Source organism: Actinomadura sp. CNU-125 (genome assembly GCF_001942465.1).
GTDB lineage: Bacteria > Actinomycetota > Actinomycetes > Streptosporangiales > Streptosporangiaceae > Spirillospora.
Genome location: NZ_MKJY01000321.1, coordinates 27893 through 54539 on the forward strand (window position 1 = coordinate 27893; position 26647 = coordinate 54539).

The 26647-nt window shown below is 70.9% G+C and carries 32 protein-coding genes, 2 tRNA genes, 1 other RNA gene and 4 pseudogenes; 24 read left to right on the forward strand and 15 right to left on the reverse strand.

The features are described 5' to 3' along the window. Positions 1–17: 17 nt before the first annotated feature. Positions 18–1148, forward strand: a complete 1131-nt coding sequence (gene dnaN / locus BJF79_RS30930; RefSeq protein ID WP_075902734.1) for a DNA polymerase III subunit beta — start codon at positions 18–20, stop codon at positions 1146–1148. Here the strand turns inward: dnaN and BJF79_RS30935 are convergent, their stop codons facing one another. Then, on the reverse strand, positions 1149–1712 hold the full coding sequence (locus BJF79_RS30935; RefSeq protein ID WP_075902736.1) for a helix-turn-helix domain-containing protein: 564 nt from the start codon (positions 1710–1712) through the stop codon (positions 1149–1151). A 324-nt stretch (positions 1713–2036) separates the two neighbouring features. On the opposite strand from BJF79_RS30935, the pseudogene BJF79_RS30940 reads away from it, so the two are divergent. From BJF79_RS30940 to BJF79_RS62315, 3 genes and pseudogenes are all read left to right on the forward strand, one after another. Then, positions 2037–2465 (forward strand): annotated as a pseudogene (locus BJF79_RS30940) (B3/4 domain-containing protein); the annotation flags it as partial. Further along, on the forward strand, positions 2459–2794 hold the full coding sequence (locus tag BJF79_RS62310) for a hypothetical protein (protein WP_262402784.1): 336 nt from the start codon (positions 2459–2461) through the stop codon (positions 2792–2794). The pseudogene BJF79_RS30940 and the gene BJF79_RS62310, both read left to right, overlap by 7 nt. Then, a complete protein-coding gene (locus BJF79_RS62315) occupies positions 2773–3330 on the forward strand; it encodes a DMT family transporter (protein WP_262402785.1) in 558 nt (185 codons plus the stop codon). Before BJF79_RS62310 ends, BJF79_RS62315 begins: the two co-directional genes overlap by 22 nt. A gap of 4 nt (positions 3331–3334) precedes the next feature. Here BJF79_RS62315 and BJF79_RS30950 read toward each other — a convergent pair whose 3' ends face one another. The 3 genes from BJF79_RS30950 to map all read right to left on the reverse strand — a co-directional run bounded on the left by BJF79_RS30950 (position 3335) and on the right by map (position 5369). Further along, positions 3335–3754, reverse strand: a complete 420-nt coding sequence (locus BJF79_RS30950; RefSeq protein WP_075902738.1) for a PPOX class F420-dependent oxidoreductase — start codon at positions 3752–3754, stop codon at positions 3335–3337. Positions 3755–3852: 98 nt separating this feature from the next. Then, a complete protein-coding gene (locus BJF79_RS30955) occupies positions 3853–4323 on the reverse strand; it encodes a hypothetical protein (protein ID WP_075902740.1) in 471 nt (156 codons plus the stop codon). 281 nt (positions 4324–4604) lie between these two features. Then, on the reverse strand, positions 4605–5369 hold the full coding sequence (map, locus tag BJF79_RS30960; protein ID WP_075902742.1) for a type I methionyl aminopeptidase: 765 nt from the start codon (positions 5367–5369) through the stop codon (positions 4605–4607). Between the two features lie 202 nt (positions 5370–5571). Between map and BJF79_RS67480 the strand changes: the two genes are divergently transcribed. Both BJF79_RS67480 and BJF79_RS30970 read left to right on the forward strand, forming a co-directional pair. After that, positions 5572–5727: a hypothetical protein gene (locus BJF79_RS67480; RefSeq protein ID WP_410050163.1), complete on the forward strand. Its 156-nt coding sequence runs from the start codon at positions 5572–5574 to the stop codon at positions 5725–5727. A 296-nt stretch (positions 5728–6023) separates the two neighbouring features. After that, positions 6024–6731, forward strand: coding sequence for a GntR family transcriptional regulator (locus BJF79_RS30970; protein ID WP_075902744.1), 708 nt, complete (start codon positions 6024–6026; stop codon positions 6729–6731). Between the two features lie 52 nt (positions 6732–6783). Here the strand turns inward: BJF79_RS30970 and BJF79_RS30975 are convergent, their stop codons facing one another. Together BJF79_RS30975 and BJF79_RS30980 are read right to left on the reverse strand one after the other, a co-directional pair. Further along, positions 6784–7011 carry a DUF397 domain-containing protein gene (locus tag BJF79_RS30975; protein WP_316043477.1) on the reverse strand — a complete coding sequence of 76 codons (228 nt, stop codon included), beginning with the start codon at positions 7009–7011 and terminating at the stop codon, positions 6784–6786. Further along, on the reverse strand, positions 7008–7850 hold the full coding sequence (locus BJF79_RS30980; RefSeq protein WP_075902749.1) for a helix-turn-helix domain-containing protein: 843 nt from the start codon (positions 7848–7850) through the stop codon (positions 7008–7010). Before BJF79_RS30980 ends, BJF79_RS30975 begins: the two co-directional genes overlap by 4 nt. Before the next feature lie 240 nt (positions 7851–8090). Here BJF79_RS30980 and BJF79_RS30985 point away from each other — a divergent pair, with 240 nt between their 5' ends. From BJF79_RS30985 to BJF79_RS31015, 7 genes are all read left to right on the forward strand, one after another. Beyond that, entirely contained in the window at positions 8091–8360 is a 270-nt protein-coding gene (locus tag BJF79_RS30985; RefSeq protein WP_075902751.1) for a hypothetical protein, read from the forward strand. Further along, positions 8357–8737 (forward strand): hypothetical protein, encoded by a 381-nt coding sequence (locus BJF79_RS30990; protein WP_075902753.1) that lies wholly within the window; start codon positions 8357–8359, stop codon positions 8735–8737. Before BJF79_RS30985 ends, BJF79_RS30990 begins: the two co-directional genes overlap by 4 nt. Positions 8738–8779: 42 nt before the next feature. Then, positions 8780–9076: a putative ATP-grasp-modified RiPP gene (gene tgmA / locus BJF79_RS30995; protein ID WP_075902755.1), complete on the forward strand. Its 297-nt coding sequence runs from the start codon at positions 8780–8782 to the stop codon at positions 9074–9076. Beyond that, the gene (gene tgmB, locus BJF79_RS31000) at positions 9076–10029 is read left to right on the forward strand and encodes an ATP-grasp ribosomal peptide maturase (RefSeq protein WP_075902757.1); all 954 of its coding nucleotides are present in this window, start codon (positions 9076–9078) and stop codon (positions 10027–10029) included. Before tgmA ends, tgmB begins: the two co-directional genes overlap by 1 nt. Then, a complete protein-coding gene (gene tgmC, locus BJF79_RS31005; RefSeq protein ID WP_075902759.1) occupies positions 10026–11204 on the forward strand; it encodes an ATP-grasp peptide maturase system methyltransferase in 1179 nt (392 codons plus the stop codon). The genes tgmB and tgmC overlap by 4 nt, the downstream gene beginning before the upstream one ends. 133 nt (positions 11205–11337) lie before the next feature. Then, complete coding sequence (locus tag BJF79_RS31010) at positions 11338–12237, forward strand: alpha/beta fold hydrolase (RefSeq protein WP_262402786.1); 900 nt, start codon at positions 11338–11340, stop codon at positions 12235–12237. A gap of 148 nt (positions 12238–12385) precedes the next feature. Beyond that, entirely contained in the window at positions 12386–13177 is a 792-nt protein-coding gene (locus tag BJF79_RS31015; protein WP_075902763.1) for an MHYT domain-containing protein, read from the forward strand. Between the two features lie 50 nt (positions 13178–13227). On the opposite strand, the gene BJF79_RS31020 is transcribed toward BJF79_RS31015, so the two are convergent. The 5 genes from BJF79_RS31020 to BJF79_RS31040 all read right to left on the reverse strand — a co-directional run bounded on the left by BJF79_RS31020 (position 13228) and on the right by BJF79_RS31040 (position 15227). Further along, positions 13228–13312: transfer RNA gene (locus BJF79_RS31020), tRNA-Ser, on the reverse strand. A gap of 10 nt (positions 13313–13322) precedes the next feature. Further along, the gene (tadA, locus tag BJF79_RS31025; protein ID WP_075902790.1) at positions 13323–13760 is read right to left on the reverse strand and encodes a tRNA adenosine(34) deaminase TadA; all 438 of its coding nucleotides are present in this window, start codon (positions 13758–13760) and stop codon (positions 13323–13325) included. Positions 13761–13788: 28 nt separating this feature from the next. Then, positions 13789–14226 carry a hypothetical protein gene (locus BJF79_RS31030; RefSeq protein ID WP_075902766.1) on the reverse strand — a complete coding sequence of 146 codons (438 nt, stop codon included), beginning with the start codon at positions 14224–14226 and terminating at the stop codon, positions 13789–13791. Positions 14227–14279: 53 nt separating this feature from the next. Then, a complete protein-coding gene (locus tag BJF79_RS31035) occupies positions 14280–14765 on the reverse strand; it encodes a tRNA adenosine deaminase-associated protein (protein ID WP_075902792.1) in 486 nt (161 codons plus the stop codon). 183 nt (positions 14766–14948) lie between these two features. Further along, entirely contained in the window at positions 14949–15227 is a 279-nt protein-coding gene (locus BJF79_RS31040; RefSeq protein ID WP_083734248.1) for a hypothetical protein, read from the reverse strand. A gap of 162 nt (positions 15228–15389) precedes the next feature. Here BJF79_RS31040 and upp point away from each other — a divergent pair, with 162 nt between their 5' ends. From upp to BJF79_RS31070, 7 genes and pseudogenes are all read left to right on the forward strand, one after another. After that, positions 15390–16028, forward strand: coding sequence for a uracil phosphoribosyltransferase (upp, locus tag BJF79_RS31045; protein ID WP_075902770.1), 639 nt, complete (start codon positions 15390–15392; stop codon positions 16026–16028). Positions 16029–16245: 217 nt separating this feature from the next. Continuing rightward, positions 16246–16506: a hypothetical protein gene (locus tag BJF79_RS31050; protein ID WP_075902772.1), complete on the forward strand. Its 261-nt coding sequence runs from the start codon at positions 16246–16248 to the stop codon at positions 16504–16506. A gap of 74 nt (positions 16507–16580) precedes the next feature. Continuing rightward, positions 16581–16739 carry a hypothetical protein gene (locus BJF79_RS57470; RefSeq protein ID WP_187357082.1) on the forward strand — a complete coding sequence of 53 codons (159 nt, stop codon included), beginning with the start codon at positions 16581–16583 and terminating at the stop codon, positions 16737–16739. Between the two features lie 7 nt (positions 16740–16746). Beyond that, positions 16747–17258, forward strand: a pseudogene (locus BJF79_RS31055) (PH domain-containing protein). Positions 17259–17372: 114 nt separating this feature from the next. Beyond that, positions 17373–18815, forward strand: coding sequence for a helix-turn-helix domain-containing protein (locus tag BJF79_RS31060; protein WP_075902774.1), 1443 nt, complete (start codon positions 17373–17375; stop codon positions 18813–18815). A 164-nt stretch (positions 18816–18979) separates the two neighbouring features. Next, a complete protein-coding gene (locus tag BJF79_RS31065; protein ID WP_083734240.1) occupies positions 18980–19756 on the forward strand; it encodes a FadR/GntR family transcriptional regulator in 777 nt (258 codons plus the stop codon). A gap of 107 nt (positions 19757–19863) precedes the next feature. After that, the gene (locus tag BJF79_RS31070; RefSeq protein WP_075902776.1) at positions 19864–21138 is read left to right on the forward strand and encodes a CynX/NimT family MFS transporter; all 1275 of its coding nucleotides are present in this window, start codon (positions 19864–19866) and stop codon (positions 21136–21138) included. Positions 21139–21154: 16 nt separating this feature from the next. Here BJF79_RS31070 and BJF79_RS31075 read toward each other — a convergent pair whose 3' ends face one another. Together BJF79_RS31075 and BJF79_RS31080 are read right to left on the reverse strand one after the other, a co-directional pair. Next, positions 21155–21466: a type II toxin-antitoxin system VapB family antitoxin gene (locus tag BJF79_RS31075; protein ID WP_075902778.1), complete on the reverse strand. Its 312-nt coding sequence runs from the start codon at positions 21464–21466 to the stop codon at positions 21155–21157. 129 nt (positions 21467–21595) lie between these two features. Continuing rightward, the gene (locus BJF79_RS31080; protein ID WP_075902780.1) at positions 21596–22351 is read right to left on the reverse strand and encodes an SDR family NAD(P)-dependent oxidoreductase; all 756 of its coding nucleotides are present in this window, start codon (positions 22349–22351) and stop codon (positions 21596–21598) included. Positions 22352–22534: 183 nt separating this feature from the next. On the opposite strand from BJF79_RS31080, the gene BJF79_RS31085 reads away from it, so the two are divergent. Further along, on the forward strand, positions 22535–24064 hold the full coding sequence (locus tag BJF79_RS31085; RefSeq protein ID WP_075902782.1) for a serine/threonine-protein kinase: 1530 nt from the start codon (positions 22535–22537) through the stop codon (positions 24062–24064). A gap of 71 nt (positions 24065–24135) precedes the next feature. Here BJF79_RS31085 and BJF79_RS31090 read toward each other — a convergent pair. Further along, positions 24136–24220, reverse strand: a tRNA-Ser gene (locus BJF79_RS31090). Positions 24221–24230: 10 nt separating this feature from the next. Further along, a pseudogene (locus BJF79_RS31095) lies at positions 24231–24586 on the reverse strand (DUF952 domain-containing protein). Positions 24587–24644: 58 nt separating this feature from the next. On the opposite strand from BJF79_RS31095, the gene ffs reads away from it, so the two are divergent. The 3 genes and pseudogenes from ffs to BJF79_RS62320 all read left to right on the forward strand — a co-directional run. Further along, an RNA gene (ffs, locus tag BJF79_RS31100) (signal recognition particle sRNA small type) lies at positions 24645–24740 on the forward strand. A 36-nt stretch (positions 24741–24776) separates the two neighbouring features. Then, a complete protein-coding gene (locus tag BJF79_RS31105; RefSeq protein WP_075902784.1) occupies positions 24777–26333 on the forward strand; it encodes a DNA polymerase III subunit gamma and tau in 1557 nt (518 codons plus the stop codon). After that, positions 26330–26647 (forward strand): annotated as a pseudogene (locus BJF79_RS62320) (DNA polymerase III subunit gamma and tau); the annotation flags it as partial. The gene BJF79_RS31105 and the pseudogene BJF79_RS62320, both read left to right, overlap by 4 nt.

Here is a 26647-nt window from a genome sequence, read left to right on the forward strand (position 1 = left end):
GCGAAAGGGCAGATCAGGTGGAGTTCCGAGTCGATCGTCAGACGCTCGCCGAGGCCGTCGCGTGGGCCGCGCGGACGCTGCCGTCCCGTCCCGCCGTGCCCGTCCTCGCCGGGATGCTGATCGAGGTCGGTGACGGGGAACTGACCCTCGCCGGGTTCGACTACGAGGTCTCGGCGCGCGCGCGGATCGATGTGGAGGTCGTCGAGCCGGGCCGGGTTCTCGTCCCGGGCAGGCTGCTGTCCGACATCGTGCGGAGCCTCCCCGCGCAGCCCGTGGAGATCTTCACGAAGGGATCGGAGGTCGTCGTCCGGTGCGGGCCCGCGGAGTTCGGCCTGCTCACCATGCCCGTCGAGGACTACCCCACCCTCCCCGAGCCGCCCGCGCGCGCCGGCACCGTCCCGGGCGAACTGTTCGCGGAGGCCGTCGCGCAGGTCGTCGTCGCAGCGGGCCGCGACGACACGCTGCCGATGCTGACCGGCGCCCGGATCGACATCGACGGCGACACCATGTGGATCGCCTGCACCGACCGGTACCGGATCGCCGCCCGCGAGCTCACCTGGTCGCCCGCCGACCCCGGCTTCACCGCGGGCGTCGTCGTCCCGGCCCGCACGCTCGCCGACACCGCGAAGGCGATCAAACCGGGCGCGGAGGTCGCGATCGACCTCGGCGGTTCCGGTGAGGCGCTGATCGGCATCTCCGGCGGCGGCCGCACGATGACCAGCCGTCTCCTCGACGAGCAGTACATCAACTACCGGGCGCGGCTCACCGGCGAGTGGACGACGACGGCGCGCGTCCGCACCGCCCCGTTCGTCGAGGCGATCAAGCGGGCCGCGCTGGTCACCGACCGGGGCACGCCCGTCCGGCTGCAGTTCACGCCCGGCGAGGTGCGGATCCGGGCCGCCGCGGGCGACTCGGCCCGCGCGAACGAGGCCCTCGGCGCCGAACTCGACGGCGACGAGATCGACATCGCGTTCAGCCCCCAGTACCTCCTCGACGCCCTCGCCGGGATCCCCACCGAGTGGACGCGGCTGGAGTGCGCGAGCCCGACGAAGGCCGCGCTGCTCACCGGCGTCCCCGACGAGGAGGACGCCGCCGACCGCGACACCGGCTTCCGCTACATCGCGATGCCGGTCCGGCTCACCTCCTGATCACAGGTCCAGAACCGCGAGGACGAACCGGACGTCACGGTCGCCGGCGTTCGCGTACGAGTGCGGCCGGTCGCCGACGAACACGGCGGCCGCGCCCGCCTCCACGAGGTCGGTGCGCCCGTCGACGCCCAGCGTCAGCGTGCCGTCCTGCACGTAGACGATCTCCTTGGTGCCGGGCACGTGCGGATCGCTGTCGCGCGACTCGCCGGGCCGCAGCTCCCACCGCCACAGCTCCAGCGACGGCCGCGGGTCGCTGCCCGCCAGCAGCGTGCCGCGGCCGCCGTGCTCGCCCTCCCACAGCACCACGTGCCGTTCGGGCGGGAACATCCGCATCGGCGGCTCCTCCTCGACCTGCACCAGCCGGGTCAGCGGCACGCCGAGCGCGTCCGAGATCCGGATGAGCGTCCCCAGATTCGGATTGCCGCGCCCCTGCTCCAGCCCGACGAGGACGCCCTTGCTGACGCCGGCCCGGCCGGCGAGCTCGTCCAGGCTCCAGCCGTGCCCGGCCCGCAGCGCCCGGACGGTCCGCGCCACGGCCTCACCGATGACTCCCTGCTCGCCCACCGCTTCCTCCCTCACGCGGATACCAGGATGCCACCGCCCCGTCCGGTCGATACAATGACCTGTCGAGTTCACTCAAATGACCGCCAGGAGGGTCGATGCTGGAGCGGATCGTCGTGGCCGAGGCCGTCCGGGAACTGCGCCCCGACTTCGCCGTCCTCGCCATGACCGCCGAAGGGCTGGCGAACGGGCCGGGCGACGACGCCTCGGCGCGACCGGCTCGCGCGCGCCGCCGAACACGCCGACGCCGCGAACCCGCACGTCGAGGCGTGGCGCGAAGCGTACCGGGCGTTCGGCGCGAAGCCGAAGCGCACCCGCCCGTCCGTCGACGCCCTCATGCGCCGCGCCGTCCCGTCCATCAACCGGGTGGTGGACGCCTACAACGCGATCAGCGTGGAGTACGCGCTCCCGATCGGCGGCGAGGACCTCGACGCCTACCGCGGCCCCGCCCGTCTCGTCCGCGCCACCGGCGACGAACCCTTCGACGTCGTCGCGGCCGGCGAACCCGCCGTCGAGCATCCCGAACCGGGCGAGGTCGTCTGGCGGGACGACGAGGGCGTCACGTGCCGCCGCTGGAACTGGCGGCAGTGCGTCCGCACCCGCATCACCGAGGACACCAAGAACGCCCTGTTCCTCCTGGAACGCCTCGACCCCTACCCCCTCGACCGCCTCGAAGCGGCCGGAGCGGAACTCGCGTCCCGCCTCCGCGAGATCTCCCCGGACGTCCGGATCGCGACCCGGCTGATCCAATGGTGACGGTCCTCGCCCTCGGCGCCGCCCTCGCCTTCGGCGTCGCCGACTTCCTCGGCGGCGCCGTCTCCCGCCGCGCGACGGTCCTGCAAGTACTCCTGTGGTGCGTCCCCGCGGGCTTCGCCATCGTCCTCGCCGCCGCGCTCATCGACGGCGGCGCGCCCACCGGACCGTCCATGGCCTGGGGCCTCGCCGCCGGGCTCGCCGGAGGCACCGGCCTCATCACCTTCTACGGCGCGCTCGCCCGCGGCCCGATGAGCGTCGTCGCGCCCGTCTCCGCGCTCGCCGCCGCCGTCCTCCCGGTCGCGTCGGCGTGGTCGGCGGCGACCGGCTGAGCACCACCGTGATCGCCGGCGTCCTGCTGTGCCTCGTCGCGATCGGCATGGTCAGCATGGAGCAGGACGACCCCGGCGAACCGGCACCCGCCAAGGGGCGCCCGACCGACTCGGGCCCGCTCATGGCCGCGATATCCGGCATCTACTTCGGCGTCTTCTTCACCCTCCTGTCCGCGACCGGAGAGGAGGGTGGCTACTGGCCGATCGTCGCCGCCCGGATCGGCAGCCTGACGGTCGTCCTGGTCGCCGTCGTCTTCACCCTGCGCTTCCGCGGCGGGAGCCTCGGCCCCCGCCTTTCCGGACGCGCGCTCGTCGGCCTCGCGCTCCTGTCCGGAACCCTCGACGCGGGCGCGAACGTCCTGTTCGTCATCGCCACCCAGCACGGCGTGCTCAGCCTCGTCGCCGTCCTGACGTCCCTCTACCCCGCGATCACCGTCCTGCTGGCCCGCATCGCCTACAGCGAGCGGCTCCGCGTCGTCCAGCGGATCGGCTTGGCCGTCGCGGCCACCGGCGTCGTCCTGGTGACCGCCGGATGAGCGGTCAGGCCGACGCCTGGTCGCTGTCCTTCAACGCGCCCCAGCCGTGCCAGCGCTCGACACGGATCCAGGCGCTGAACCGCGTGCGAACGCGATCGGGGTAGGGCCCGCCGGTGTAGTGCCGGGCGATGCGGTCGATGTCGGCGAGCCCCTCGTCCTCGTGGATCTCGGTGACGTGGCCGATGAGCGTGACGTGCGTGTACCAGTCCTCGTCGAGGACCGTGAGGGAGACGCGCGGGTCGGCTCGCAGGTGGCGAAGGCGCACGCGGCTCTCGTCCAGGTTGACGAGCACCCGGCCGTCCTCCCACAGGTACCAGGTCGGCGTGGTCACCGGGGCGCCGTCCGCGCGCACGGTGGCCATGACGCACGGGCTGGGCTTGGCGAGCAGCGCGACGGCCTCCGGCGGCAGCGGCGGCTTGGACATCCGGACCCCCTGATGACGACTACGGGTGCACAAGATCACCTACCCGGAGACGAATCCCCGACACCTCGCCTGCGAGCCGCCCCCGGCTGATCACATGGTCAAGCGATCTTTTTCACGCAAACCGTCTTCAGGGTCCTCGTCCCGTCCGGAAGCTTCGGTAGCGGATTAGAGGGTGGGACAGAGGCTTTCTGGAACTTATGTGCCGCATTCGGTGGCGCTTCGACGAGCAGAATGGTGAAATTCTTGCCTATGTCCTGCGGACTGCCGAAACCGTGGAGCTTGACGGTCCAGTCGCCGTCGCCCGGGGAGCGTGGCCGGGCGACGGCTGCGACGTAGAACCCGTCCGAGGTTTTGGTGATCGCCCACAGTTCGGCGCCTTCGACCATATCGGCCGTACCGCCGAGAGCCAGGTCATTGCGGACCTGGTGGCATTCTTGTCCGTTCGCGGGCCGGGTCGTGATTTCGATCCGGCTCTTTTCTGCCGCTTCGAGTTCATTGTTGCGCATCGCCTCGCGGGCCGACCAGAGGGCCGCCAGCGCCGCAATGACGGTGCAGACGGTGATGATCACCGTTTGGGTCGTCGAGAGGCGGCGCCCGCCGCCCTGGGTCCCGTCCTGCTGTGCTCCGCTGGAACCTTGATCACTCATGTGCGCGACCCCTGATCCTGACCGACACCGTGAAATACCATATCTACCTGGCGTTACGGCACTCTAGGGGTGCTGGCCGAAGTCGGCCACCATTCAGCGGATTTCGATAACCGAATAACTGCGGACGGTCGCGACCGGCGGAATAAGCGGATATTTTGGCAACGAGGCCATCATTTCGATAAATAAAGCTCCCGTTGAAGGCGTCACCGCCGGGTGAGCACCAGGGGAGCGTCCTCGGTGATGGCGACCGTGTGCTCGGAGTGCGCCGTGCGCGACCCGTCCGCCGACCGGATCGTCCACCCGTCGGCGTCGTAGGTGATCTTGTCGGTCGTCCGGGCGAACCAGGGTTCGATGGCCAGCGTCAGGCCCGGCCGGAGCGGGAGGCCGCGTCCCGCCCGTCCCTTGTTCGAGACGTGCGGGTCCTCGTGCATGGTGCGGCCGATGCCGTGGCCGCCGAACTCGTTGTTGACCGGGTAACCGTAGCCGCGGGCCACCGCCCAGATCGCCGCGGAGATGTCGCCCAGGCGGTTCCCCGGACGAGCCACCTCGATCGCCGCCTCCAGCGCCTCCTCGGTGGCGCGGACGATCCGCAGGTCCTCCTCCGCGGCGGTCCCGACGATGACCGTGCGCGCCGAGTCGGCCGCCCACCCGTCGACACTGACCGCGATGTCCGCGGTGAGCACGTCCCCGTCGCGCAGCGTGTAGTCGTGCGGCAAGCCGTGCAGGACGGCGTCGTTGACCGACAGGCAGATAACGTTACGGAACGGGCCCTCCCCGAAGGACGGCGAGTAATCCCAGTAGCAGGACTCCGCGCCCCGGCGCTTGATCATCCCGCGAACGTGGTGCTCCAACTCCATGAGGTTGACCCCCACGTCGGCGATCCGCCCGACCTCGGTGAGCACCTCGGCGACGAAACGCCCGGCCACGTGCATGCGTTCGATCTCCGCAGGCGTCTTCAGTTCGATCACGAATACCTCGCGTCACAGAGTGTCGGTATAGTAATACCGACACCATAAACACTTGCCGGTATAGTAATACCACCGCTAGCCTTGGCCGCATGGTCCGCCAACCGCTCACACCCGAGCAGATCGAAGCCGGCAGACGTCTCGCGCCCTGCTTCGCCGCGCGCGAGCGGGACGCGACCTGGCGGAGGTCGCGCACACGGCCGGCATCTCGCCGGAGACCCTCCGCAAGATCGAGACCGGACGCCTGCCCTCCCCCGGCTTCGGCACGATCGTCTGCCTGGGCGAGGCCCTCGACATCCCGGTCCAAGACCTCGCAGCCACCTGGCGCGGCAACGACCACACCCTCGAAGCAGTCTCCTAAGCGTCCGCGGCCCCGATCGCCGAGAAGCAGACGCCCGTGCACCGCGCCGACGCCGCGCAGCACGTCCTGGGCGCTCGTGGGACGCGTCGATCGTGATCTCGCAGCCAACCAAAGCCCAAACGGCCGAGGACTCCTCTCGGGCAGGGAGGACGGCCAGGCGCGATCAACCTGGCCGCAACACATCGCGCCCGGATCGCTGGGGAATGAGCAGGACACCCATAATGGTTATCGCGAGAAGTGGACGCCGCCCGGAGGAAGTACACCATGTGGCTATCGGACGATCGCGAGTTGAGGCCATGACGAGAGCCGATGAGCGTCCCCCGTACGAGCAGATGGCCGCGAACGTGAGAGCCCGCATCATGGCGGGCGATCTTCCGCCGGGCACGCAGCTACCCTCCACGGCCCGCCTGGTGGAGGAGTTCGGAGTGTCCAACACCACCGTGCAGAAGGCATTGGCAGTACTCAAGGGCGAGGGCTACCTGACCAGTCGGCAGGGCAAGGGCGTGTTCGTTCGGGACCGCCAGCCGTTCCGAGTCGGGGCCGACACGTACTTCGAACCGACCCCGGGCGGCTACTCGTACGAGTTGCTGGAGGTCGCAGAAACGAAGGCGTCGCGTGAGGTCGCGGAAGCGTTCGGGTTGGAGAACGGTGAACGGGTTCTGATGCGCCGCCGACTACTGCGGCACGCTGGTCGGCCGGTAGAACTCGACCGGTCGTACTACCCGCTGGAACTGGCGCACGGTACCGACCTGGCCGGGCAGGGCAGAATCCGCGGTGGCGCACCGCGAGTCCTGGCCGAACTCGACCTGCCGCAGCGCTACCACCTCGACGCGGTCTCGGCGCGGATGCCGACGACCGAGGAGGCCGACCTCCTGTCGCTGCCGAATGTGCCGGTCATCCGCCAGTTCAGGGTCGTCTACTCCGACGGCGACCGTCCTGTCGAGGCGTCGATCCTCGTCAAGGGATCCCACCTGTACGAGCTCCAGTACCGCCTCCCCGCCTGACGGCCCTTCGCCGCGACCTTGTCGCAGCCGGAGTTCTCGCCGTTCCCTCTGTTCAGAGGTCGTGGGCGCCTGAGCGGATGGCGGCGAGGATCTCGCCGAAGGCCGGTCGGTCGAGGAGCAGTTTGGGGCCGTGCGGGTCGGTCGAGTCCCGGACTCCGACTGCGGCCCGAACGTTGGATGTCACTTCGACGCACGTGTCGGCGTCTTTGCTCCGCGTGCTCTTGCGCCACTGGACGTCGAGTCGATCTAGCAGGGTAGACATGGGTGGTCGAGTCCTCATCTCTTCGCCGCCGCATCGATCAGGTCAAGGGACTTCTCAGGGGCGAACGCCGCTGCGCAAATCTTTTCGAACGCTAGCCTACAGTGCTCGACTTGTTGTGGGCTCTCCATGTACACCACGCCGAAGAAGCCTTCGGCATATGCGACGTCCGGATCGGCCGGCTCGGCAAACCTGAGGACGATCAACGAGCCCTCCAAACCGCAGTGTGTGCCGACCGACTGCGGCAGAATTTGGATCGTTACGTTCGGGCGCTGAGCGTCGGCGCGAAGCTGGTTGAGCTGGTCACGCCATATCCTTGGTCCACCGATCGGACGGTTGAGTGCTGCTTCGTCGAGCACGACGCGCAGCCTGGGTGGGTTTTTCTCGCGTGTGAGAAGGGTCTGTCGAACCACGCGAGCGCGGATTCGTCGCTCGATATCGGCAGCTTCTCCCAGCTCGCCCGCCTTGATGACCTCGCGAGCGTAGTCCTGAGTCTGGAGAAGTCCGGGGATCACTTGAGGTGCCCAGTTGCCGATCTCGGAAGCCGCGTCCTCCAAGGCGACGTACGGTCCGTTGAGCACATCGATGTAGTCGGTCCACCAGCCGCGTTCTTCGGCCTCTCGGGCGAGAGCCAAGATCGCCTCGCGGTCGGGGCTGCTCACTCCGTATAGATGCAGCATCAGCTTGACGTCACGTTCGTTGGGCTTGTTGCGGGCGCTCTCGATATGGCTGACCTTGCCCTGGCTCCAGCCCAGCCGGGCGGCTGCCGCCGTCACTCCCAGTTCCGCATGCTCGCGGAACTCTTTGAGGCTGCGTGCGAGCCGACGTGCACGGACGGAGGGGATGTACGAAGGAGACATAAGGCAATTATCGCTTTGTGTGATCTTCTGGCTTCACTGTGTGGCCAGATTGGGCCACGACTGTCGGTATGGATAACTTGCGATCAGTAATCATTACGCACACGATGTAGTCGTGACGACACCGTCGGCGACGGCGGTGATGCAAGACCTGACAACAAGAAGACGCCGCGCAGTCGGGGCTGAGATTGGAACCCTCTCCCGACCGCGCGGCCACCATCCCCACAAGGAGGAGGTACCGCCATGGTAGACATCCCGGCGGCGCCAGACGGCGTCATGCGCGGACTCGGGGACCTGTGCCCCGGGTGGTGCACCGAACGGGTCGGCGGGCGACTTGTCGCGCGGCGGGTGGAGCGGCTTTCGGACTACCAGTTCGGGCACGGGTGCCTGGACGAGGTGACGGCCGGATCCGTCACCGAACTGCTGCTCGTGTGCGAGGCGCAGAACACCCTCGCCGAGCGGATCGCGGTCGCGGAGACGACCGCGCGTGGCGTCTGCGGGCCGGTGTCGTGACCGCCGCGATCGACCTCGTCCGTCTCGCCCCATGGGATCGGGGCCCGATCGATCCCGATGTCGCTCTCGCCGAGGCCCGCCGTGTGCTGCCGGGGGTCGTGGCCTGGGCGGGCGAGTTCACGGGGTCGTTCTGGCTCCTGCACGGCGGGCGGCTGGAGGAGTTCGCGGACGGGTGGGCGCTGCTCGCACGTGTGCGTGCGATCGCCGCGTCGATGCGTGCGTCGCGGGTGCCCCGGCGGCGGGACGTTCCGTCCGGTGCGGTGCCGCCGCCCTCGCGTCGCCGTCCGCCCGAACCGTTCTTCCTGCCGCCGAGCCGCTTCCGGCGATTCACCAGGAGGCTCGCAGCACTTCTGGGCAGTGTGGACGCCGGCCACTGAGGCGGCGTCGGATCCAACCCATCGATGTGAGAGAGGACGTTCATGTTCAAGAACGCCGATCGTCTGCCCACCGGATCCCCGGCAGTCGACGCTCCCACCACCGTGCGCCCTTGGGGGCTGGGGCGTATGGCGCCGTACAAGGGCGTGGTCTCGATCGACTTCGTCGCGACGGACATCGACCCCGTGACGCAGATGGGCGTCGGGGACGATGGTGAGCTCGTCGATGCCAAGCACAAGCGGTCCAACACAGGGACCGAGAAGTCGACGAGCACGAACAGCGAAGACGGCAGGGACGCCGGTCAGGACAGCGACCACGCGCAGGACAGCGACCAGGATTGATGGCCGAGCCGCTCCCCGTCCTGGTGGTCACGCAGCCCGACGACGTGACGGCCGACATCGTCGTCGCCGAACTCAACCGGCGTGACGTTCCGGTCGTGCGGTTCGACTCCGCCGAGTTCCCGCACGCTCTGGCGTTCTCGGCGACGATCGACGGCGACGGGCTGCGTGGCCGTCTGGCGACCCGGGCGCGTCGCGCCGAACTCGGCGGCGTCCGGTCGCTGTACTACCGGCGTCCGCGAGGATTCGCCTTCCCTGGTCTTGAAGAGCAGGAGGCCCGTTTCGCCTCTTTGCAGGCCCGGTTCGGGTTCGGGGGCGTGCCGGCGTCGCTGCCGCGATGCCTGTACGTCAACCATCCGCATGCGATCGCCGATGCCGAGTTCAAGCCCGCGCAGCTTGCTGTCGCCGCCGATGTCGGGTTCGTCGTTCCGAGGACGCTGATCACCAACGAGCCCGAGTGTGCTCGGACGTTCGCGGTCGAGCACGGGCCGGTCGTCTACAAGCCGCTGCGCGCCAGTCCGTACCGGCAGGACGGCAAGGCGCGGACGGTGTGGGTCGCCGAGGTCGGGCCGGACGAACTGGACGGCTCGATCGCCGCGACCGCGCACCTGTTCCAGACGAGGGTGCGGGCCGCCGGGCATCTGCGGGTGACGGCGATCGGCGAGCGTGTGTTCTGCGTGCGGATCGACTCCGGCGAACTCGTGGACTGGCGTTACGACTACGACGCGCTCACCTACGCGGTCGTCGACACGCCGCCTGGTCTGACGGAGCCGATCGCCGCCTTCCTCAAGCGGTTCGGGCTGGTCTTCGGATGCTTCGACTTCGCGCTCCGGACCGACGGGACGCCGGTGTTCCTGGAGTGCAATCCCAACGGCCAGTGGGCGTGGCTGGAGGACGAAACGGGCGTGTGCATGACCGCCGCGCTCGCCGATCTGCTCGAACGGGGGAACACATGACCGAGGACGAACGGGCGGTCGCGCTCGCCGATGAACTCGAACGAGCCGGCGATCTGCGTTCGCCGGAGTGGCGGCGAGCCGTCGAACGGGTGCCGCGCCACGTGTTCGTCCCCGCGTTCTTCGAGCGGACCGACACCCCCGACCGAGGCACGCTGTGGACGCCCGTCCACAGCGACGACGATCGGTGGCTCGACCTCGCCTACCGGGACGAGACGTGGGTGACGCAGCTCGACGGGCACATCACGCCGCACGACGTGGACGAGCCGGTCGGGGGTGACCCGACCTCGTCGTCCACGCTGCCCGGCCTGGTCGTGCGGATGCTCGAAGACCTCGACGTCGACGACGGCGCGAACGTCCTGGAGGTCGGCACGGGGAGCGGGTACTCGACCGCGCTGCTGTGCGAGCGGCTCGGCGCGGGGAAGGTCACGTCGATCGAGGTCGATGCCGGTGTCGCCGCGAATGCCGCCGCCGCGCTGCGGCGTGCGGGGCACGTCCCGAATCTGGTGGTCGGTGACGGGCTGGATGGATGTCCGCTCGCCGCACCTTATGACCGGATCATCGCGACCTGCTCGGTTCGGACGATCCCGTCCGCGTGGCTCGTCCAGGCACGTCCGGGTGGGCGCATCCTGGTCACGGTCACCGGGTGGCTCGGCGGGTACGAGCTCGCGCTGCTGGAGGTGGGCGACGGCGGGGTCGCCGAGGGCCGGTTCCTGCCCGGGGCGATCTCGTTCATGGTCGCCCGTCCGCAAGCACCGCCGGTGGTCGGGGACGAGCGGTGGCGCGCGGCGTTCGAGATGCTCGCCGACGCCGGGGCCCGACCTGCCGTCGTCGGCCCCGGCGTCCTCAAGGACTGGACGGGCGCGTTCGTGGCGCAGCTCGCGGCGCCGACCGTCGTCGCACAGGCGGTCCGTGTCGATGGCGGGCCGTGGGTCGAGTACTGCCTCGACACGGCGTCCGGTGCGGTCGCGTTCCTCACGCCCGATGCCGATGGCGGCTGGACGGTCCGGCAGGCGGGGCCGAAGCGGATCTGGGACGACGTCGAGGCGGCCGTCCGGACCTGGCGGGATGCCGGGAGTCCGGCGAAGGAGCGGTTCCGGATCCGCACGGACGGGCGCGTCCAGACGGTGTCGCTCGATGCGCCGGGCGGGCCGGTGTCGTGGGCGCCGCCTTTGTGATGTCCCCCTTGCGAGCTACCGGGCAATGTCCGCTGATTGGTGACGTTTCGTGGGGCGGTGATTCCGTAGCGTTTCTTGCGTCAGGACGGCGCCCCGCCGCTCCCCCCGCCGCAAGACTCGCCTGGAGGACATCGTGCTTCGCAAGTTCAAGGCCACCGCTCTGACCGCCCTCGCCGTTGCCGTGGTCGGTGCCGGGCTCACTGGCTGCGACGAGGACGCGATCGACAACTGGGACCCGTTCGCCTCCAGCCCGAAGGCCGAGGCCGCGTCGTTCGACGGAACGAAGAAGCTCGATGTCGGCGGCAAGGCCGTGAACGTGTCGTGCTCCGGCGAACTAGCCGACGGCAAGCCGGTCGTCGTGCTGCTGCACGGCGGCGGCGACGACCTGACCAAGATGGCCGCCCTGCAGAAGACGCTGAGCAAGGAAAACCGGGTCTGCTCTTACGACCGGCTCGGGGCGGGCGCGAGCGACAAGCCGGACGGGCCGCAGAGTTTCGACAGCACGGGGAAGGTGCTGACCGGGGTGCTCGACCAGATCGCGGGCGACCGTCCGGTCGTGCTGGCCGGGCACTCGCTGGGCGGGCTGATCTCCGCCCGGTACGCCCCGGGCCACCAGGAGCGGGTCAAGGGCCTGGTGCTGATGGACGCCACGCCGTCGACGATGATCGCCGACATCTCGAAGATCATTCCCGAGTCGGCGCAGGGGCCGGCGGCCCAGGTGCGCGCGCAGAACCTCGCGATCTTCGGCGGGCAGAACCCGGAGAAGCTGGTCATCAAGGACGGGAAGGTCGGTTCGGCGGGGAACGTCCCGGTCGAGGTGATCAAGCACGGGCAGCCGTACCTCGCGGCCGTCCCGCAGTACGGGCAGGGCCTGGAGGACGCGTGGACCGCGGGCCAGCGCAAGTGGCTGGAGCTGTCGGGGAAGAGCAAGCTGACCGTGGCCGAGAAGAGCGGGCACTACATCTACGTCGACGCGCCCGATGTGGCGGTGCAGGCCGTCCAGCGCGTCGCGTCGCAGGCCGGGGGCGAGTGACCTGACGGCGAAGGGCCGCGACCGCCGGACGGTCGCGGCCCTTTCGCGTGCGCCCGCCCCGGCTGAACTGGGAAAACGGGCGATCGTTTACTATTCAGTAGCTCCCGCGACGTATCAGGCGTAACACACGTGTCCTGCGGGGGGCTCGATGCACCACATGCAACACTTCGGCTACGGACCGCTCACGCCGGTGGCGGCGTACGCGATGTCCTTCATCGGGTCGCTCCTCGGCCTGCGGTGCGCGACGCGCGCGCGGGCCGGCACGGGGACCGAGCGTCTGTCCTGGCTGGTGCTCGCCGCGGTGGCGATCGGCGGCGCCGGTATCTGGGTCATGCACTTCATCGCCATGCTCGGCTTCACCGTCCACGGGACGGAGATCCGCTACAACGTCTGGCTCACCGCCGCCAGCGCGCTGATCGCGATCGTGATCGTGGGGATCGGGATGTTCCTGGTCGGTTTCGGCGGTACGCGGGCGCGGATGTTGCTGCCAGCCGGGGCCATCACGGGGGCCGGGGTCGCGGTCATGCACTACTCCGGGATGGCCGCGATGGAGATCTCGGGCAACGTCTCCTATGACGTGGTCTGGGTGGCGCTCTCGGTGCTCATCGCGGTGGTCGCGGCCACGGCGGCGCTCTGGTTCAGCGCGCGGGTGCGGGGCCTGCCCGCGACGATCGGCGCGGCCGCCGTCATGGGCGTGGCCGTGTCCGGCATGCACTACAGCGGCATGGCGGGCATGACCGTGGAGTACGTGGCGGGGCTGAGCGAACCGTCCGGAGCGACCGCCGCACAGTTGCTGCTGCCGTCCGTGCTGGTGGTCAGCGTGGTGACGGTGGTGATGCTCATCATCATCTCGCTGGCTCCGAGCGAGGCGGAGATGGCGCGGACGGCCGAGCTGGAGCGGCGCCTGCGGGAACGCAGGCAGGGCACGCCGTCGCAGTGACCGCACGAGGAAGGGCCGCGACCGTTCGACGGTCGCGGCCCTTCGCGGCGCGGTGGTGGTGGGATTCGAACCCACGGAAGGTTGCCCTTCACACGCTTTCGAGGCGTGCGCCCTCGTCCACTAGGCGACACCACCGCGGAAGAGCCTACCGGACGCGGCGCCCTGCGAAGAACTCGATTAACGGAGCCGCGCACTCGTCGGCCAGCAGACCGGCGACGACCTCCGGCCGGTGGTTGAGCCGCCGGTCCCGGACGACGTCCCACAGCGAGCCCACGGCACCGGCCTTCTCGTCGACGGCGCCGTAGACGAGACGGGCGATGCGGGCCTGCACGGACGCGCCCGCGCACATCGTGCAGGGTTCGAGCGTCACGACCAGGGTGCAGCCCGCGAGCCGCCACTCGCCGCGGACGGACGCGGCGGCGCGCATCGCGACGATCTCCGCGTGGCCCGTCGGGTCGCCGGTGCGTTCCCGGTCGTTGCGTCCCGTCCCGATGATCTCGCCGGACGGGTCGAGGACGACCGCGCCGACGGGGATCTCGCCCGCGTCCGCCGCGAGCCGCGCCTCGTCGAGCGCGCGTCGCATCGCCGGGACGAGCCCGGGCGTGGGGTCGTCAGTCACGGAGCCGGTCGAACTCCTCGCCGAACCCGGCGCGTTCGGCGACCGTGAGCAGCGCGTCGCCGGGCAGGACCCGCTCGCCGAGGTCGGTGAGGCCGCCGGCGTCGATCCCGAAGTCGTCCAGCAGGCCCGGGTCGCCGCCCGGGTCGCCGTCGGGGACCTCCCCGACGAGCTGGTGGAACAGGGTGCCGAGCCCGTCCCCGCGGACGGTCGAGACGTACGCGCGCGGCTCGTCCTGCCCGTCCAGGCGGACGACCGCGAACCAGTCGTCGTTCTCCTCGACCAGCAGGACGACGGGGTCGCCGTAGGACTCGACGGCCGCCTCCCGCATCAGGTCGGCGACGTCGTCGACGTCCGCGGCCTCCGCGAGGACGGCCTCGGTGCCGACCCAGCCCTGCGGGGTCCGCGCGAAGACAGCGGCGAAAGAGGACACGCGTCCATTGTTACCCACCGGGTTCCCCAGGTCACGCCCCCGCGGCCGTCGTCCTACGCCACGGTGTCCACGGCCCGTTCGAACGCGGCGGCGAAGCCGATGCGGCCCGCGATGCTGAGCAGCATCTCGTCCGGGTACAGCTCCAGGTCGCCGGAGATGGCGCCGAGCTCCATCTCGTCGAGCCCGAGATCGGCGAAGATCGACATGTCGCCGACGGGGAGGACCTGGTCGAGCTCCTCCTCGTCGGGGATGGGAATGTCGAGATATTCCAGGACCTGCTTGGCGAGCGGCCAGTCGACGGAGGCGGTGACGTCCGACAGGAACACCATCACCTCGTCGCCGAGCAGGCGGATCGCCACGAAGAAGTCGTCGCCGACCGCGACCAGGCCGACCGTGCCGCCCAGGCTGGGCTGCTGCCGCAGGGCATGGATCAGCCCCGCGAGGTCCTCGGTCAGCGCCACCGGGAGCACCTCGGCCTCCCAGGCTTCGTCCTCCCGGTACACCACGACGGAGAAGTCCGTCGCGTCCACATCCGTCATGTCCACCCCACCGGCGCGGTTCCTGCCAGGGCATGTTCGCAGATGCGGCGCGCCCCCGTACGTCCCACCGCCGAATTGGGGCGGGTCCCGCGCGGGCGGCCGACGCGTCGCGGCGCCCGGCGCATCGAACCTACTCGATGGGGGTCGGGGGCGGATCGGCCGCATCGCCCGCGGCGGGTCCCCTCAGTTGATGCGGAACGTGCGGCGGCGCAGCGCCGCGTGGATCCGGGCGCGGCGCGACCGGTGGGGCGTGACGCGGCGGCGCAGTTCGCGGGCCTCCGCCAGTTCGCGCAGGAACACGGCACGGCGGCGCAGGTGCTCGCGCACCTCCTCGGGCGAGATGTCCCCCTGCGGCCCCGGACGGGACGGGACGCGCCCCTCGTCCCCGGCGTGCCCGTCGCCCGCTCGCGCGTCGCTCGCGCGCCCGTCCCCGGTGCGCCGTTCGGCTGTGACGTCGCTCACGGTCGGTTCGGTCGAGTCCGGCGCGGGGTCGCGGGCCGGCCCGGGCGGCGTCGGCTGCTGATCGCTGTCGCGGCTCATACCGGTTTCGTGCCCAGCTCACCGCCGTCCTATCCTGCTTCGTCCCGGACCGGACGAACACCACATGTCGGCTACGGTGTCCGCATGCAGACCCTCGCCGTCGACCACCCGCTCGTCGCGCACAAGCTCACCACCCTGCGGGACTCGCGCACCGACTCGCCCACGTTCCGCCGGCTGGCCGACGAGCTCGTCACGTTGCTCGCCTACGAGGCCACCCGCGACGTCCGGGTCGCCGAGGTGACGGTCCCGTCCCCGCTGGTGGACGCCGAGGGCGTCCAGCTCGCCAGCCCGAAGCCGCTCGTCGTGCCGATCCTGCGCGCGGGCCTCGGGATGCTGGACGGGATGACCCGGCTGCTGCCGACCGCCGAGGTCGGGTTCCTCGGCATGATCCGCGACGAGGGCTCCTTGCAGGCCCAGACGTACGCGACGCGGCTGCCCGACGACCTGTCCGGCCGCCAGTGCTACGTCCTGGACCCCATGCTCGCGACCGGCGGGACGCTCGCCGCCGCCATCCGGCTGCTGTGCGAGCGCGGCGCCACCGACGTCACCGCCATCTGCCTGCTGGCCGCGCCCGAGGGGCTGACGTACCTGGAGCAGGCGTTCGCCGACATCACCGCGCCGATCCGCGTCGTCACCGCCGCGATCGACTCGCACCTCAACGAGCAGGGCTTCATCGTTCCCGGGCTCGGCGACGCGGGGGACCGGCTCTACGGCGTCGTCTGACCCGCGCCGCGACGCCCGTTCCTTTACGGACGGACGCGCGGCGCGGCACCGTCCGTCCGGATGACCACGCGGTCGCGATCGGGGGCGTGAGGATGTTCGTTCGCCCTGGCAGGGGGTATTGAGCCTCCACGGAACGCCAGTGCGCGTTCCCCTCCGCCGCCGCGGCACAGGGGACCGTTACGGACCGGGCGGCGCGAGCGAGTCCGAGGATGTCGCAATGGCTCACCAAGGGGATGGGGACCTGCCGCGCTACGCGGAGATAGGCGAGCGGCTGGCCGAGGAGTACGCGGGCGTGCACGCCGCCGAGACGGTGTCGCGTTGCGTGTCCGCCGCCAGGTACGGCGCCGAGGAGGTCACCGGGTCGGCGCCCGCCGACCTCGTCGAGCGGATCGCGCGCCGGCATCTGGAGGTGCTGGCGACGGTCGCGGCGGAGAAACGCCGCAGCGCGCGCCGGTCGTCTCTCGACAACGCGCCATAGACCTTCCTTTGCCGGGGGTTGCGGCTGTGCGAAACTGAACCGGGGTCTCGAGACAAGTGCTCCGGGAGGCAGCCGTGCCCGCCAAGAAGTACCTGACGTGGGCCGCGGCGGCCTTCGTGGCGTTCTACGTGGTCACACAGCCGGACGGCGCCACGCGATCGGTGGAGACCGTGGCGGGCGGCCTCGCCGACGCCGCCGGTTCGGTGATCACCTTCATCAACGCGGTCGGCTGAGCGCGCGATGAGACTGGTCACCCCCGGCGACTCCGCCCCCGCGTCCGTCAACAAGTACCTGCTCCCGCACGAGAACCAGGTCATCACCGTGCGGCGGCACCCCGCGGTCCTGATGGTCCCGGTCGGGCTCGTCCTCGGCGGCCTGATCGTCGCGGGCGCCTGGTCAACACCATCGGCGCCGTCATCATGTGGATCTGGTGGGGCTGGCTCGCGCTGCTCGCCTGGTTCGTGTGGCGCGTCGCGGAATGGTCGGTCGACTACTTCGTCATCACGAACCAGCGGATGCTGCTCACCACGGGCATCCTCACCCGCAAGGTCGCGATGATGCCCCTCGCGAAGGTCACCGACATGAGCTTCAAGCGGTCCATCACCGGCCGCATGCTCGGTTACGGCGAGTTCGTCCTGGAGTCCGCCGGTCAGGACCAGGCGCTGACGAACGTCGACTATCTTCCCTACCCCGAGCAGCTCTACCTCGAAGTCTGCGAGATGATCTTCCCCAACAAGAACCCCGACGACTAGCGGATCTCCGCGACCCGCCGCGGCCCGCTTCGTTACTCTCGATGTGCGATAACCCGCAATGTGCAATCATGTCGGCACCCCAGCCGCCTGATTACTTCCGCTAAGTGAGTCCACATGCCGGGTCCAGGCAATGTCGGCGAACGTGTCCGCAACCTGCGGCTGACCAGACGCTTGTCGCAGGCACAGCTCGCCGGTCACGACCTCTCCGACAGCTATATCTCCTTGATCGAGTCGGGTAAGCGCACACCGACCCCGACCGTGCTGCGAATGCTGGCCGAAAGACTCGGCTGCACGCCCGAGTACCTCGCCGAGGGCGTCGAGCCCGAGCAGCGCACCCACCTCGAGGTCCGGGAACGCCACGCGCACCTCGCCCTGCTGGGCGGCGACGCGGCGGCCGCCGAGGAAGGCTTCGAGGACGTCATCGCGCGCAGCGACGACCCCGACCTCACCTCCCGCGCCCGCTGGGGCCGCGCCCGCGCCCTGGAGGAGCTCGGCCGCACCGACCTCGCCATCGGGCTGTTCGAGGAGCTGCGCGAGCAGGCCGAACGCGACGCCGGCCGGGCCAGCACGCTGCCCGCCATCATCGCGCTCGCCCGCTGCTACCACGCCGTCGGCGACCTCGGGCAGGCCATCGCGCTCGGCGAGCGCGCCATGGAGCGCCTGCGCGTCCTCGGGCTCGGCGTGGGAATCGAGCACACCGAAGCGGGCCGCGTCCTGCTGCTGGCGTACGTGGACCGGTCCGATCCCGCGCGCGCGCACGAGATCGGCCGCCGTCTCCTGTACCCGGAGGGCGCGGACGAGCCGACGAGCGTCCACTACCAGCGGGCCAGCCTCCGCGCGCTCGACGAGGGCGCGATCGGCGACTCGCTGCACTTCGCCGACCAGGCCCTCGCCGCGCGATCCGAGGGCATCGCGCCGGAGAGCGCCGCGCGCCTGCACCTCGCCGCCGCGAAGGCGCTGCTGCGGGGTGTCGCACCCTTCTCGGAGAAGGACCCCACGGTCGTCCCCGGCACGTTCGGACGCCCCCGCTCCGAGGGTTCGGCCGACGCCGCACGCGAAGCGCTCGGCCTGCTGGAGCGGACGTCCGGGCTCTCCGAGTCCGAAGCCGTCGAGTCGGCCATCGCCCGTGCGCGCGCGCTGGTCCTCGTAGGGGAGCTGGACGACGCCATCTCGGTGCTCGAACGGTTCCTCGACACGGGCTTCGCCTTGCAGGCGCCGACGCCCACCATCGCGTCCCGTCCCCTCGCCCCGCAGCCCGGACAGGACCTCGTGGCCCGCTCCCGGACGACCGTCCGGGCACGCCTCGTCCTCGCGCGCGCACGGGTCGCGCAAGGGGACCGGCAGGCCGCGCAGGTCGTGCTCCAGGCCGCGTCCGGGCAGTTGGCGGCGCTCCCGGCGGGACGCGCCACGGCGCACCTGCTCCGCGAGATGGGCGAACTGTTCGAACTGGTCGAGGACGGCGAGAAGGCGGCCGCCGCGTACCGGCAGGCGCTCGAAGCCACCGGCCTGCGCGCCGGGCGCCCGCACGAGGCGAACTGCGACCTCGGCCGCGTCTGACGCCGCCGTCCACGCCCCTGCCCGTCCCGTTCGTCCTGCTTCGCGGTGTCGCGTGCGGCACACCTGCGTGCGTGCTGCGGAATAAAAGCACGCGGCGAGTGGTCCTAACATGTAGACATGGGATGACCGGCAGTCTGATGGCCGGGTGACGTTAGGGGCCGCCGATGACGCTGCGCACCACGCGCCGTTCCTCGCTCGTCGACCAGGTGATCGACCAGCTGAGGGACGAGATCGCGAACGGCGTCTGGCCGGTCGGCGGGAAGATCCCGCCGGAGCCGGTGCTGTCGGAGACCCTCGGCGTCGGCCGCAACACCGTCCGCGAGGCCGTCCGCGCCCTCACCCACGCGGGCCTGCTCCACAGCCGGCAGGGCGACGGCACCTACGTGCGCGCCACCAGCGAGCTGTCCGGCGCCGTCCGGCGGCGCCTGGAGAAGGCCGAGCTCATCGAGATCCTGCAGGTCCGGCGCGGCCTGGAGGTCGAGGCCGCCCGCCTCGCCGCCACCCGCCGGACGGACGCCGACGTCGCCGCGATCGCCGTCTCGCTCGCCCACCGGGACACCGCCTGGGCCGACGGGGACCACGCCGCGTTCGTCGAGGCCGACCTCGCCTTCCACACGGCCGTCGTCGAGGCCACCCACAACCGCGTCCTCACCGACCTCTACCGCGACTTCAGCACCGCGCTGCGCGCGAGCATCGGCGCCGCGGGCGTCCTGCTGCGGCACGCGGACGTCCCGCACGGTCCCATCGCCCGCGCCATCGAGGCGGGCGACGCCGAGGCCGCCACCCGCGCCACGCACGCCTGCCTCGACCGGATCCTCGCCTCCGCCGCCCCCGAGGCGTCCGAGGACGAGACCGTCGCCGCGGACCTTCCCGCGACGGCCGTGCCCGGGGCGCCGGAGCCGCCGCCTCCCGTCGGGGCGCCGGGCGGGGCCGCCACCTAGCGAGCCGCTTCCCCCATATCGCGGGTCCCGCCGGTCCGGTGCGCCCGATTCCTCCCACCGATTCCTGTTTCCGTTGAGCCGCGCCGCGAGCGCACGACGAAGGTGAAATGAACGCGTCCACGAAGCCCCCCGCCACGACCCCGTCCCCCGCCGCGACCGGATGGGCCCTGGCCGGGCTGGTGCTGCTCACCATCAACCTGCGCGCCGCGATCACCGGGATCTCCCCGGTCCTCGGGGAACTGCGCGACGCCTTCGGCCTGTCCGGCGTGGGCGTGAGCGTCCTCACCACGCTGCCGGTGCTGTGCCTCGGCGTCTTCGCGTCCCTCGCCCCCGTGCTGGCCCGCCGCCTCGGCACCGAGGTCGCCATCGCCGGATCGCTCGTCCTGATCACCGCCGGGATCGTGCTGCGCGTCGTCGCGTACGCGCCCGCGCTCTACCTCGGGACGGTCCTGGCGGGCGCGGGCATCGCGATGGGCAACGTCCTCATGCCCGCGGTGATCAAGCGGGCGTTCCCGCGCCGCGTCGGTTCGCTCACCGGCGTCGCGATGATGCTGATGGCCGCGAGCGGCGCCATCGCCGCCGGTCTCGCGGTCCCGCTCGACCACGCCGGCGGCTGGCGGCTCGCGCTCGCCGTCTGGGCCGTCCCGTCCCTGGTGGCTGCCCTGGTGTGGGGGCCGCTCGCGGTCCGCGGGCGGCGCACCCCGGACACGTCCGACGCGCCCGGCGACGGCGCCCACCGGACGGACGGTTCGCTGCTGCGCTCGCCCCTCGCCTGGTGCGTCGCGGCGTTCATGGGCCTGGCCTCGCTGATGTTCTACGTGCTGATGTCCTGGCTGCCGGAGATCATGCAGGACGCCGGATACGCTCCCGCGACGGCCGGGATGATGGTCTCGATCATGATGATCGTCGGCATCCCGCTGGGTTTCTTCGTCCCGGTGTTCGCCGCCCGGCTCCGCGACCAGCGCGTCGTCGTCGCCGCGATCGGCGTCGTCATGGTCGTCGGCATCGGCGGACTGCTCGTCGCCCCGTCCGCCGGCTGGGCGTGGACGCTCACGCTCGGCGTCGGCGTCGGCAGCGCCTTCCCGCTCGCCTACACGCTGCTGAGCCTGCGGTCGCCGAGCCCGTCGATCGCCGCCCGCCTGTCCGGAATGGCGCAGACGGGCGGATATCTCCTCGCCGGGTTCGGCCCGCTCGCCGCCGGTGTCCTGCACAGCGCCACCGGCGGCTGGAACGTCTCCCTCGGCCTCCTGCTCGCGCTGATCGTGCCCGAGATCGCCTTCGGCCTCCTCGCCGCCCGGCCGGGCTTCATCCGGCTCGGCAACGACGGCCCGCTCGTCGAGGCGAAGGAGATCGCCGTTCCCGCGACCGCCCGCACCCGCTGAGAACGCCCCCGCGAGGTCAGCCGCGCACGCCGACCGCGTCCAGGTCGAGGACGCGCGCGTGCAGGACGGTCCGCTGCTGCAGGGCCGCGCGCAGGGCCCGGTGCAGGCCGTCCTCCAGGTACAGCTCGCCGCGCCACTGGACGACGTGGGGGAACAGGTCGCCGTAGAAGGTCGAGTCCTTGGCCAGGAGCGACTGCAGGTCGAGCTCCCGCTTGGTGCTGACGAGCTGGTCGAGGCGGACCTGGCGAGGCGGGATCTTGGCCCAGTCCCGGGACGAGAGCCCGTGGTCCGGATAGGGCCTTCCCACTCCCACCGCCTTGAAGATCACCCTCCGAGTCTACGGCGTCCGACGCGGTCGAAGAAGGAAACTCAACTACCCGAGTCATCGTTTCCACTCCGAATGTAAACCAATTACATCGCAGGTCAGGGATCGTGTGACTATCTTCCGGCCGGTCGGTCAGCGCAACTTGATCGCGCCGCCGTCGGCCATGACCGTCTGGCCGGTCATGTACCGCGCGTCGTCGCCCGCGAGGAACGCGACGATGGGCGCGACGTCCCGGAGCGGATCGCCGAACCGGCCCAGCGGCACCTTCGCGGCCGACTGCTCGTACTGCTCCGGATGCGCCTCCGCCCACTGCGCGACCCCCGCGGTCTTCGCCATCGGGCAGACGACGTTGACGCGGATGTCATGCACCGCCCACTCGTTCGCCACGACCCTGCTCAGGCCCCGGATCGCCTCCTTCGCGGCGGCGTAGGACGCCTGGTTGCGCTGCCCGTCGAGCCCGGCACCGGAACCGAAGTTGACGACCGACGCACCGTCGGCCTTCTTCAGCTCGTCGAACGCGGCGAGCATGAAGTTGCGCGTCGCGTACACGCTGCTGTCCATCGCGAGGGCCCAGTCGTCGTCCGTCTGGTCCACGAACGGCCGCTGCCGCGAGACGCTCGCATTGTTGATCAGCGTGTCGAGCTTCCCGAACCGCTCGACGGCCGCACCGACCGCCCCGTCCGCGACCGTCCGGTCGGAGACGTCCCCGTGCCGGAACACCACCGCGTCGCCGAACTCGCGCGCGAGGGCCTCCCCGGCGTCGCGCTGCAGGTCCACGACGACGACCCGCGCGCCGCGTTCGACGAACAGCCGGGTGATCGCCTCCCCGATGCCCGACGCGCCCCCGGTGACGATCGCCGCCTTGCCGTCCAGGCTGCCGCTCCCCATGTCGTCCTGCCCCCTCGTTCGTCGCGTTCCGTAAACGCCGACACTTCGACGCCTACTCACCGTAGGCAGAGGCGGAGAGAGGTCGGTGCACCGGTACCGCTGATCGGTACCGCCGTCGGAGGTGACTCTTCTAGTGAACGGATCTGTTCTTTCAACTATCTTCTTCTCATGGCGGGATTGCGTGTGATCAACGATCGGTACCGGCTCGACGCGCCCCTGGGGCAAGGGGGCATGGGCATCGTGTGGCGAGGCCACGATCACGCCCTGCGGCGCCCGGTCGCCGTCAAACAGCTTCTGCCGCCCCAAGGGCTCGACCCGGGCCAGGAGCGCGAACTGCGAGCGCGGTTCCTGCGCGAGGCCCGCTCCGCCGCCTCGCTGGACCATCCGTCGGTCATTTCCATCCACGACGTCATCGAGGATCCCGGCGGCCCCTGGATCGTCATGCAGTTCGTCCAGGGCCGATCGCTCCAGCAGATCGTCGAGAAGGACGGCCCGCTGCCCGCCGACCGGGTGGCCGAGATCGGGCACGCCCTGCTGGACGCCCTCGAGTGCGCCCACGCCAACGGCATCGTCCACCGCGACCTCAAACCCGCGAACGTCCTGGTGGCCGACGACGGCCGGGTCGTCCTCACCGACTTCGGCATCGCCGCCGTCGCGGGCGCCACCCAGTCCCTCACCCAGACCGGCCGGCTCATCGGATCCCTCGGCTACATCGCCCCCGAACGGTTCTCCGACGGGACCGCCGACGGGAGAGCCGACCTGTGGTCGCTGGGAGCAACCTTGTACTACTGCGTGGAGGGCGGAAGGGCGTTCCGCGCCGACGAGGGGCCGGAAGTCCACATCGCGCGGCTGGTCATGGGGGAGCGCCCAGAATTCGCGCGGGCCGGGAGGCTGGAACCGGTCATCCGCGGACTGCTGGAAAAGGACCCCGGCAGGCGCCCGGCGATCGACCAGGCCCGCAGGTTGCTGGACAACCCGTCAGGTCGCGGAACGGCGTTCCGCGCGACTCGGACCCTGCCGGGGCGCCACCTGCCGGCGCGCCTCCCGCGCCGGCGCACGCTGATCGCACTCCCGGCTCTGCTGATCGTGTTCACCGCCGCGGCCGCCGTCGGCTACACCACCCTCAGCGAAGGTTCGCGGGGGGAGGCCGAGGGGGCGGAACCGGCCGCCTCGACCGCCGTCGAGTTCACGACCGTCCCGAACATCTGCGGGGCCTTGACGAACGAGCCGATGCTGGACGACCTCATCGACCGCCGCGGCCCCGGCGATTCGGAGATCACCGACGACTGGCGCAAGTGCGGCTGGGAGACCGAAGAGTCCGCCGAGGTGCCGGTGGACGGGAAACTGAGCATCTCGGCTCGCCTGCACACCAACGTGGGAGAAGCCGAGGAGTACATGGACGAGGAGAGGGCCGAGGCGCCGCGGTCCGGCGGAACCGACTTCTGGGACTACGAGCCCGGCGAGGTAGGGGATCGGGCGATGATCCGGGATGGGAAGGACTTCATTGACAGGACCATAGGCGGCGAGGTTTTCATCGGCATGGCCATGTCCCACGCCGTCGTCTGCGAGAGCAACCTTGTTGTGGAGATCCGCTACTGGCGATCGCGTGGCGAAGACCTGAAACCGGGCGACAACGCCGCGACGCGCGACGGGACCGAAAGGGTCCTCAAGGCGGTGGCCAGAGTTCTGGAGCGGGCAGCCCGGACGCACTGAGTCCGGACGCACTGAGGGCGGCACCCGGATCGGGTGCCGCCCTCGACGTCGTGCGCCCCCTCAAGGGCGAGCGGAGGATGCGAGATTCGAACTCGCGAGGGCGTGAACCCAACACGCTTTCCAAGCGTGCGCCCTAGGCCACTAGGCGAATCCTCCGCGGGACAGCTTACCGGGTGCCGGGCAGTGGTCGCGCATCAATTACCGCGTGGACCGGGATCGGGCCGTAGACGTGCGGGAACAGCTCGTCCCCCGCGGGCTCGTCGCGGACGGCGCGTCCAGGCGCGACGCGTCGATCACGAGGATGACCAGCGCGTCGCGGTCCACGCCCGTGTAGAAGCGGTCGAGGACGCCCCGCACCTGGTCCATATCGGACGAACAGTGCACGAACCCCTCGTCGTCGAGCGTCCGTCCGAGGGTGGACATCGCGTACGACACACCCGCGTCCCTGGCCGATTCCCAATGGCGTCGTTCGGCGATGTGCAGGAGCGTGCGCTGCGCTGGAGCGGTGTCGGAGTCGGCCATGTGGCGGAGACTAACGCGGAACCGTGCCAACCCCCGGGCCGGATGCCATAGACTCGGGGCAGACCCCTCGCACGGCGTCACCCTGTGAACCTCCCCAGGGCCGGAAGGCAGCAAGGATAAGCAGGCTCTGGCGGGTGTGCGGGGGGTCCTTTCGCTTCTGACGCTCTGCTCTTGAGGAGGGCGGACCCCCATGAGTCTGGCTCTGTACCGCAAGTACCGGCCTGCGACGTTCGCCGAGCTCAAGGGGCAGGAGCACGTCGCCGAACCGCTGCAGCAGGCGCTGCGCAACGGCCGGATCAACCACGCGTACCTGTTCAGCGGCCCGCGCGGCTGCGGCAAGACGTCCAGTGCCCGCATCCTGGCCCGCTCCCTGAACTGCGAGAACGGCCCCACCCCTGACCCGTGCGGCAAGTGCGACTCGTGCGTCGCGCTCGGCCCGACCGGCACCGGGCACATCGATGTGATCGAGATCGACGCCGCCTCGCACGGCGGTGTCGACGACGCCCGCGACCTGCGCGAACGCGCCTTCTTCGCGCCCGTGTCCGCGCGCTTCAAGGTGTACATCATCGACGAGGCGCACATGGTGACCCGGGAGGGCTTCAACGCGCTGCTGAAGCTCGTCGAGGAACCGCCGCCGCACCTGAAGTTCGTGTTCGCGACGACCGAGCCGGAGAAGGTCATCGGGACGATCCGGTCGCGGACGCACCACTACCCGTTCCGGCTGATCCCGCCGGGGACGCTCACCGAGCTCGTCGAGGAGATCCTCGAATCGGAGAACGTCCCGTACGAGGCGTCCGCGCTGCCGCTGGCGGTACGGGCCGGCGCCGGGTCGGCGCGCGACACCCTGTCCATCCTCGACCAGCTGCTGGCCGGGTCGGACGAGAGCGGCATCACGTACGCGCGGGCCGTCTCGCTCCTCGGCTACACCGACTCGACGCTGCTCGACGAGGTCATCGGCGCCTTCGCGGCCCGGGACGGCGCCGCCGTGTTCGCCGCGATCGACCGGGTGATCGAGAGCGGCCAGGACCCCCGCCGGTTCGCCGCCGACCTGCTCGAACGGCTCCGCGACCTGGTGATCCTCTCGAACGTCCCGGAGGCGGCCGGGTCCGGGCTGCTGAACGCGCCGCCGGACGAGCTCGACCAGATGCGCAAGCAGGCGTCCTCGCTCGGGCCGGGGGAGCTGACGCGGGCGGCCGACCTGCTGCACACCGGGCTGACCGAGATGCGCGGCGCCACGTCCCCGCGGCTGCTGCTGGAGCTCATCGCGGCGCGGATCCTGCTGCCCGCGGCGTACGAGGACGAGGCGTCGATGTTCGCACGCCTCGACCGTCTGGAGCGGCAGGCGTCCCAGGGCGGGTTCGGTGAGGGCGGACCGAGTAGAGCTTTTGCGGGATCGGCATCAGAACAGCCCCCGCCCGCCCAGGGGGGCGACCCCACTTCCAGTGTCAACCGGACCGGCCCCCCACTGCCTACAGAACATCGTTCTGTGGATAACTCTCGCCCGGTGCCCGGCGCGCACCCGAGCGCACCTCAGGCGCCGGACGATCGCCCGAGCGCACCGCACGGCCAACGATCCGCCGACCAGGCCCAAGCCCAGGCCCCCCAGCAGGCCCCCCAGCAGGCCCCCCAGGCGGCTCGGCCCGCGCCCACGCCCGCACCGCGCCCGCGCCGAGCGCGCCCGCGTCCGGCGGCGGGCCGGACATCGGCACGGTCCAGCGGTACTGGCCCGACGTCGTCGAGGCCGTGAAGCAGAAGAGCCGCGCCACCTGGATGGTGATCATGTCCGGGGTCCAGCCGATCGGGCTGGACGGCAAGGTCCTCACCCTCGGCTTCGACGCGGACGGACGGCGCCTCGGCTTCGTCAACGGCGGCCGCGACGTCGTCGTCCGCGAGGTCCTCAAGGAGCGGATGGGCGTCGACTGGCGGATCGAGACCGTCGTCGGCTTCTCGGGTCCCCCCGCGGGCGGCGGACGCCCCGGCGACGCGCCGTCCGGCCGTCCGGCCGGTGGCTTCGCCCCCACACCGGCCCCCACGCCCGCCCAGGCCCCGTCCCCGTCCCCG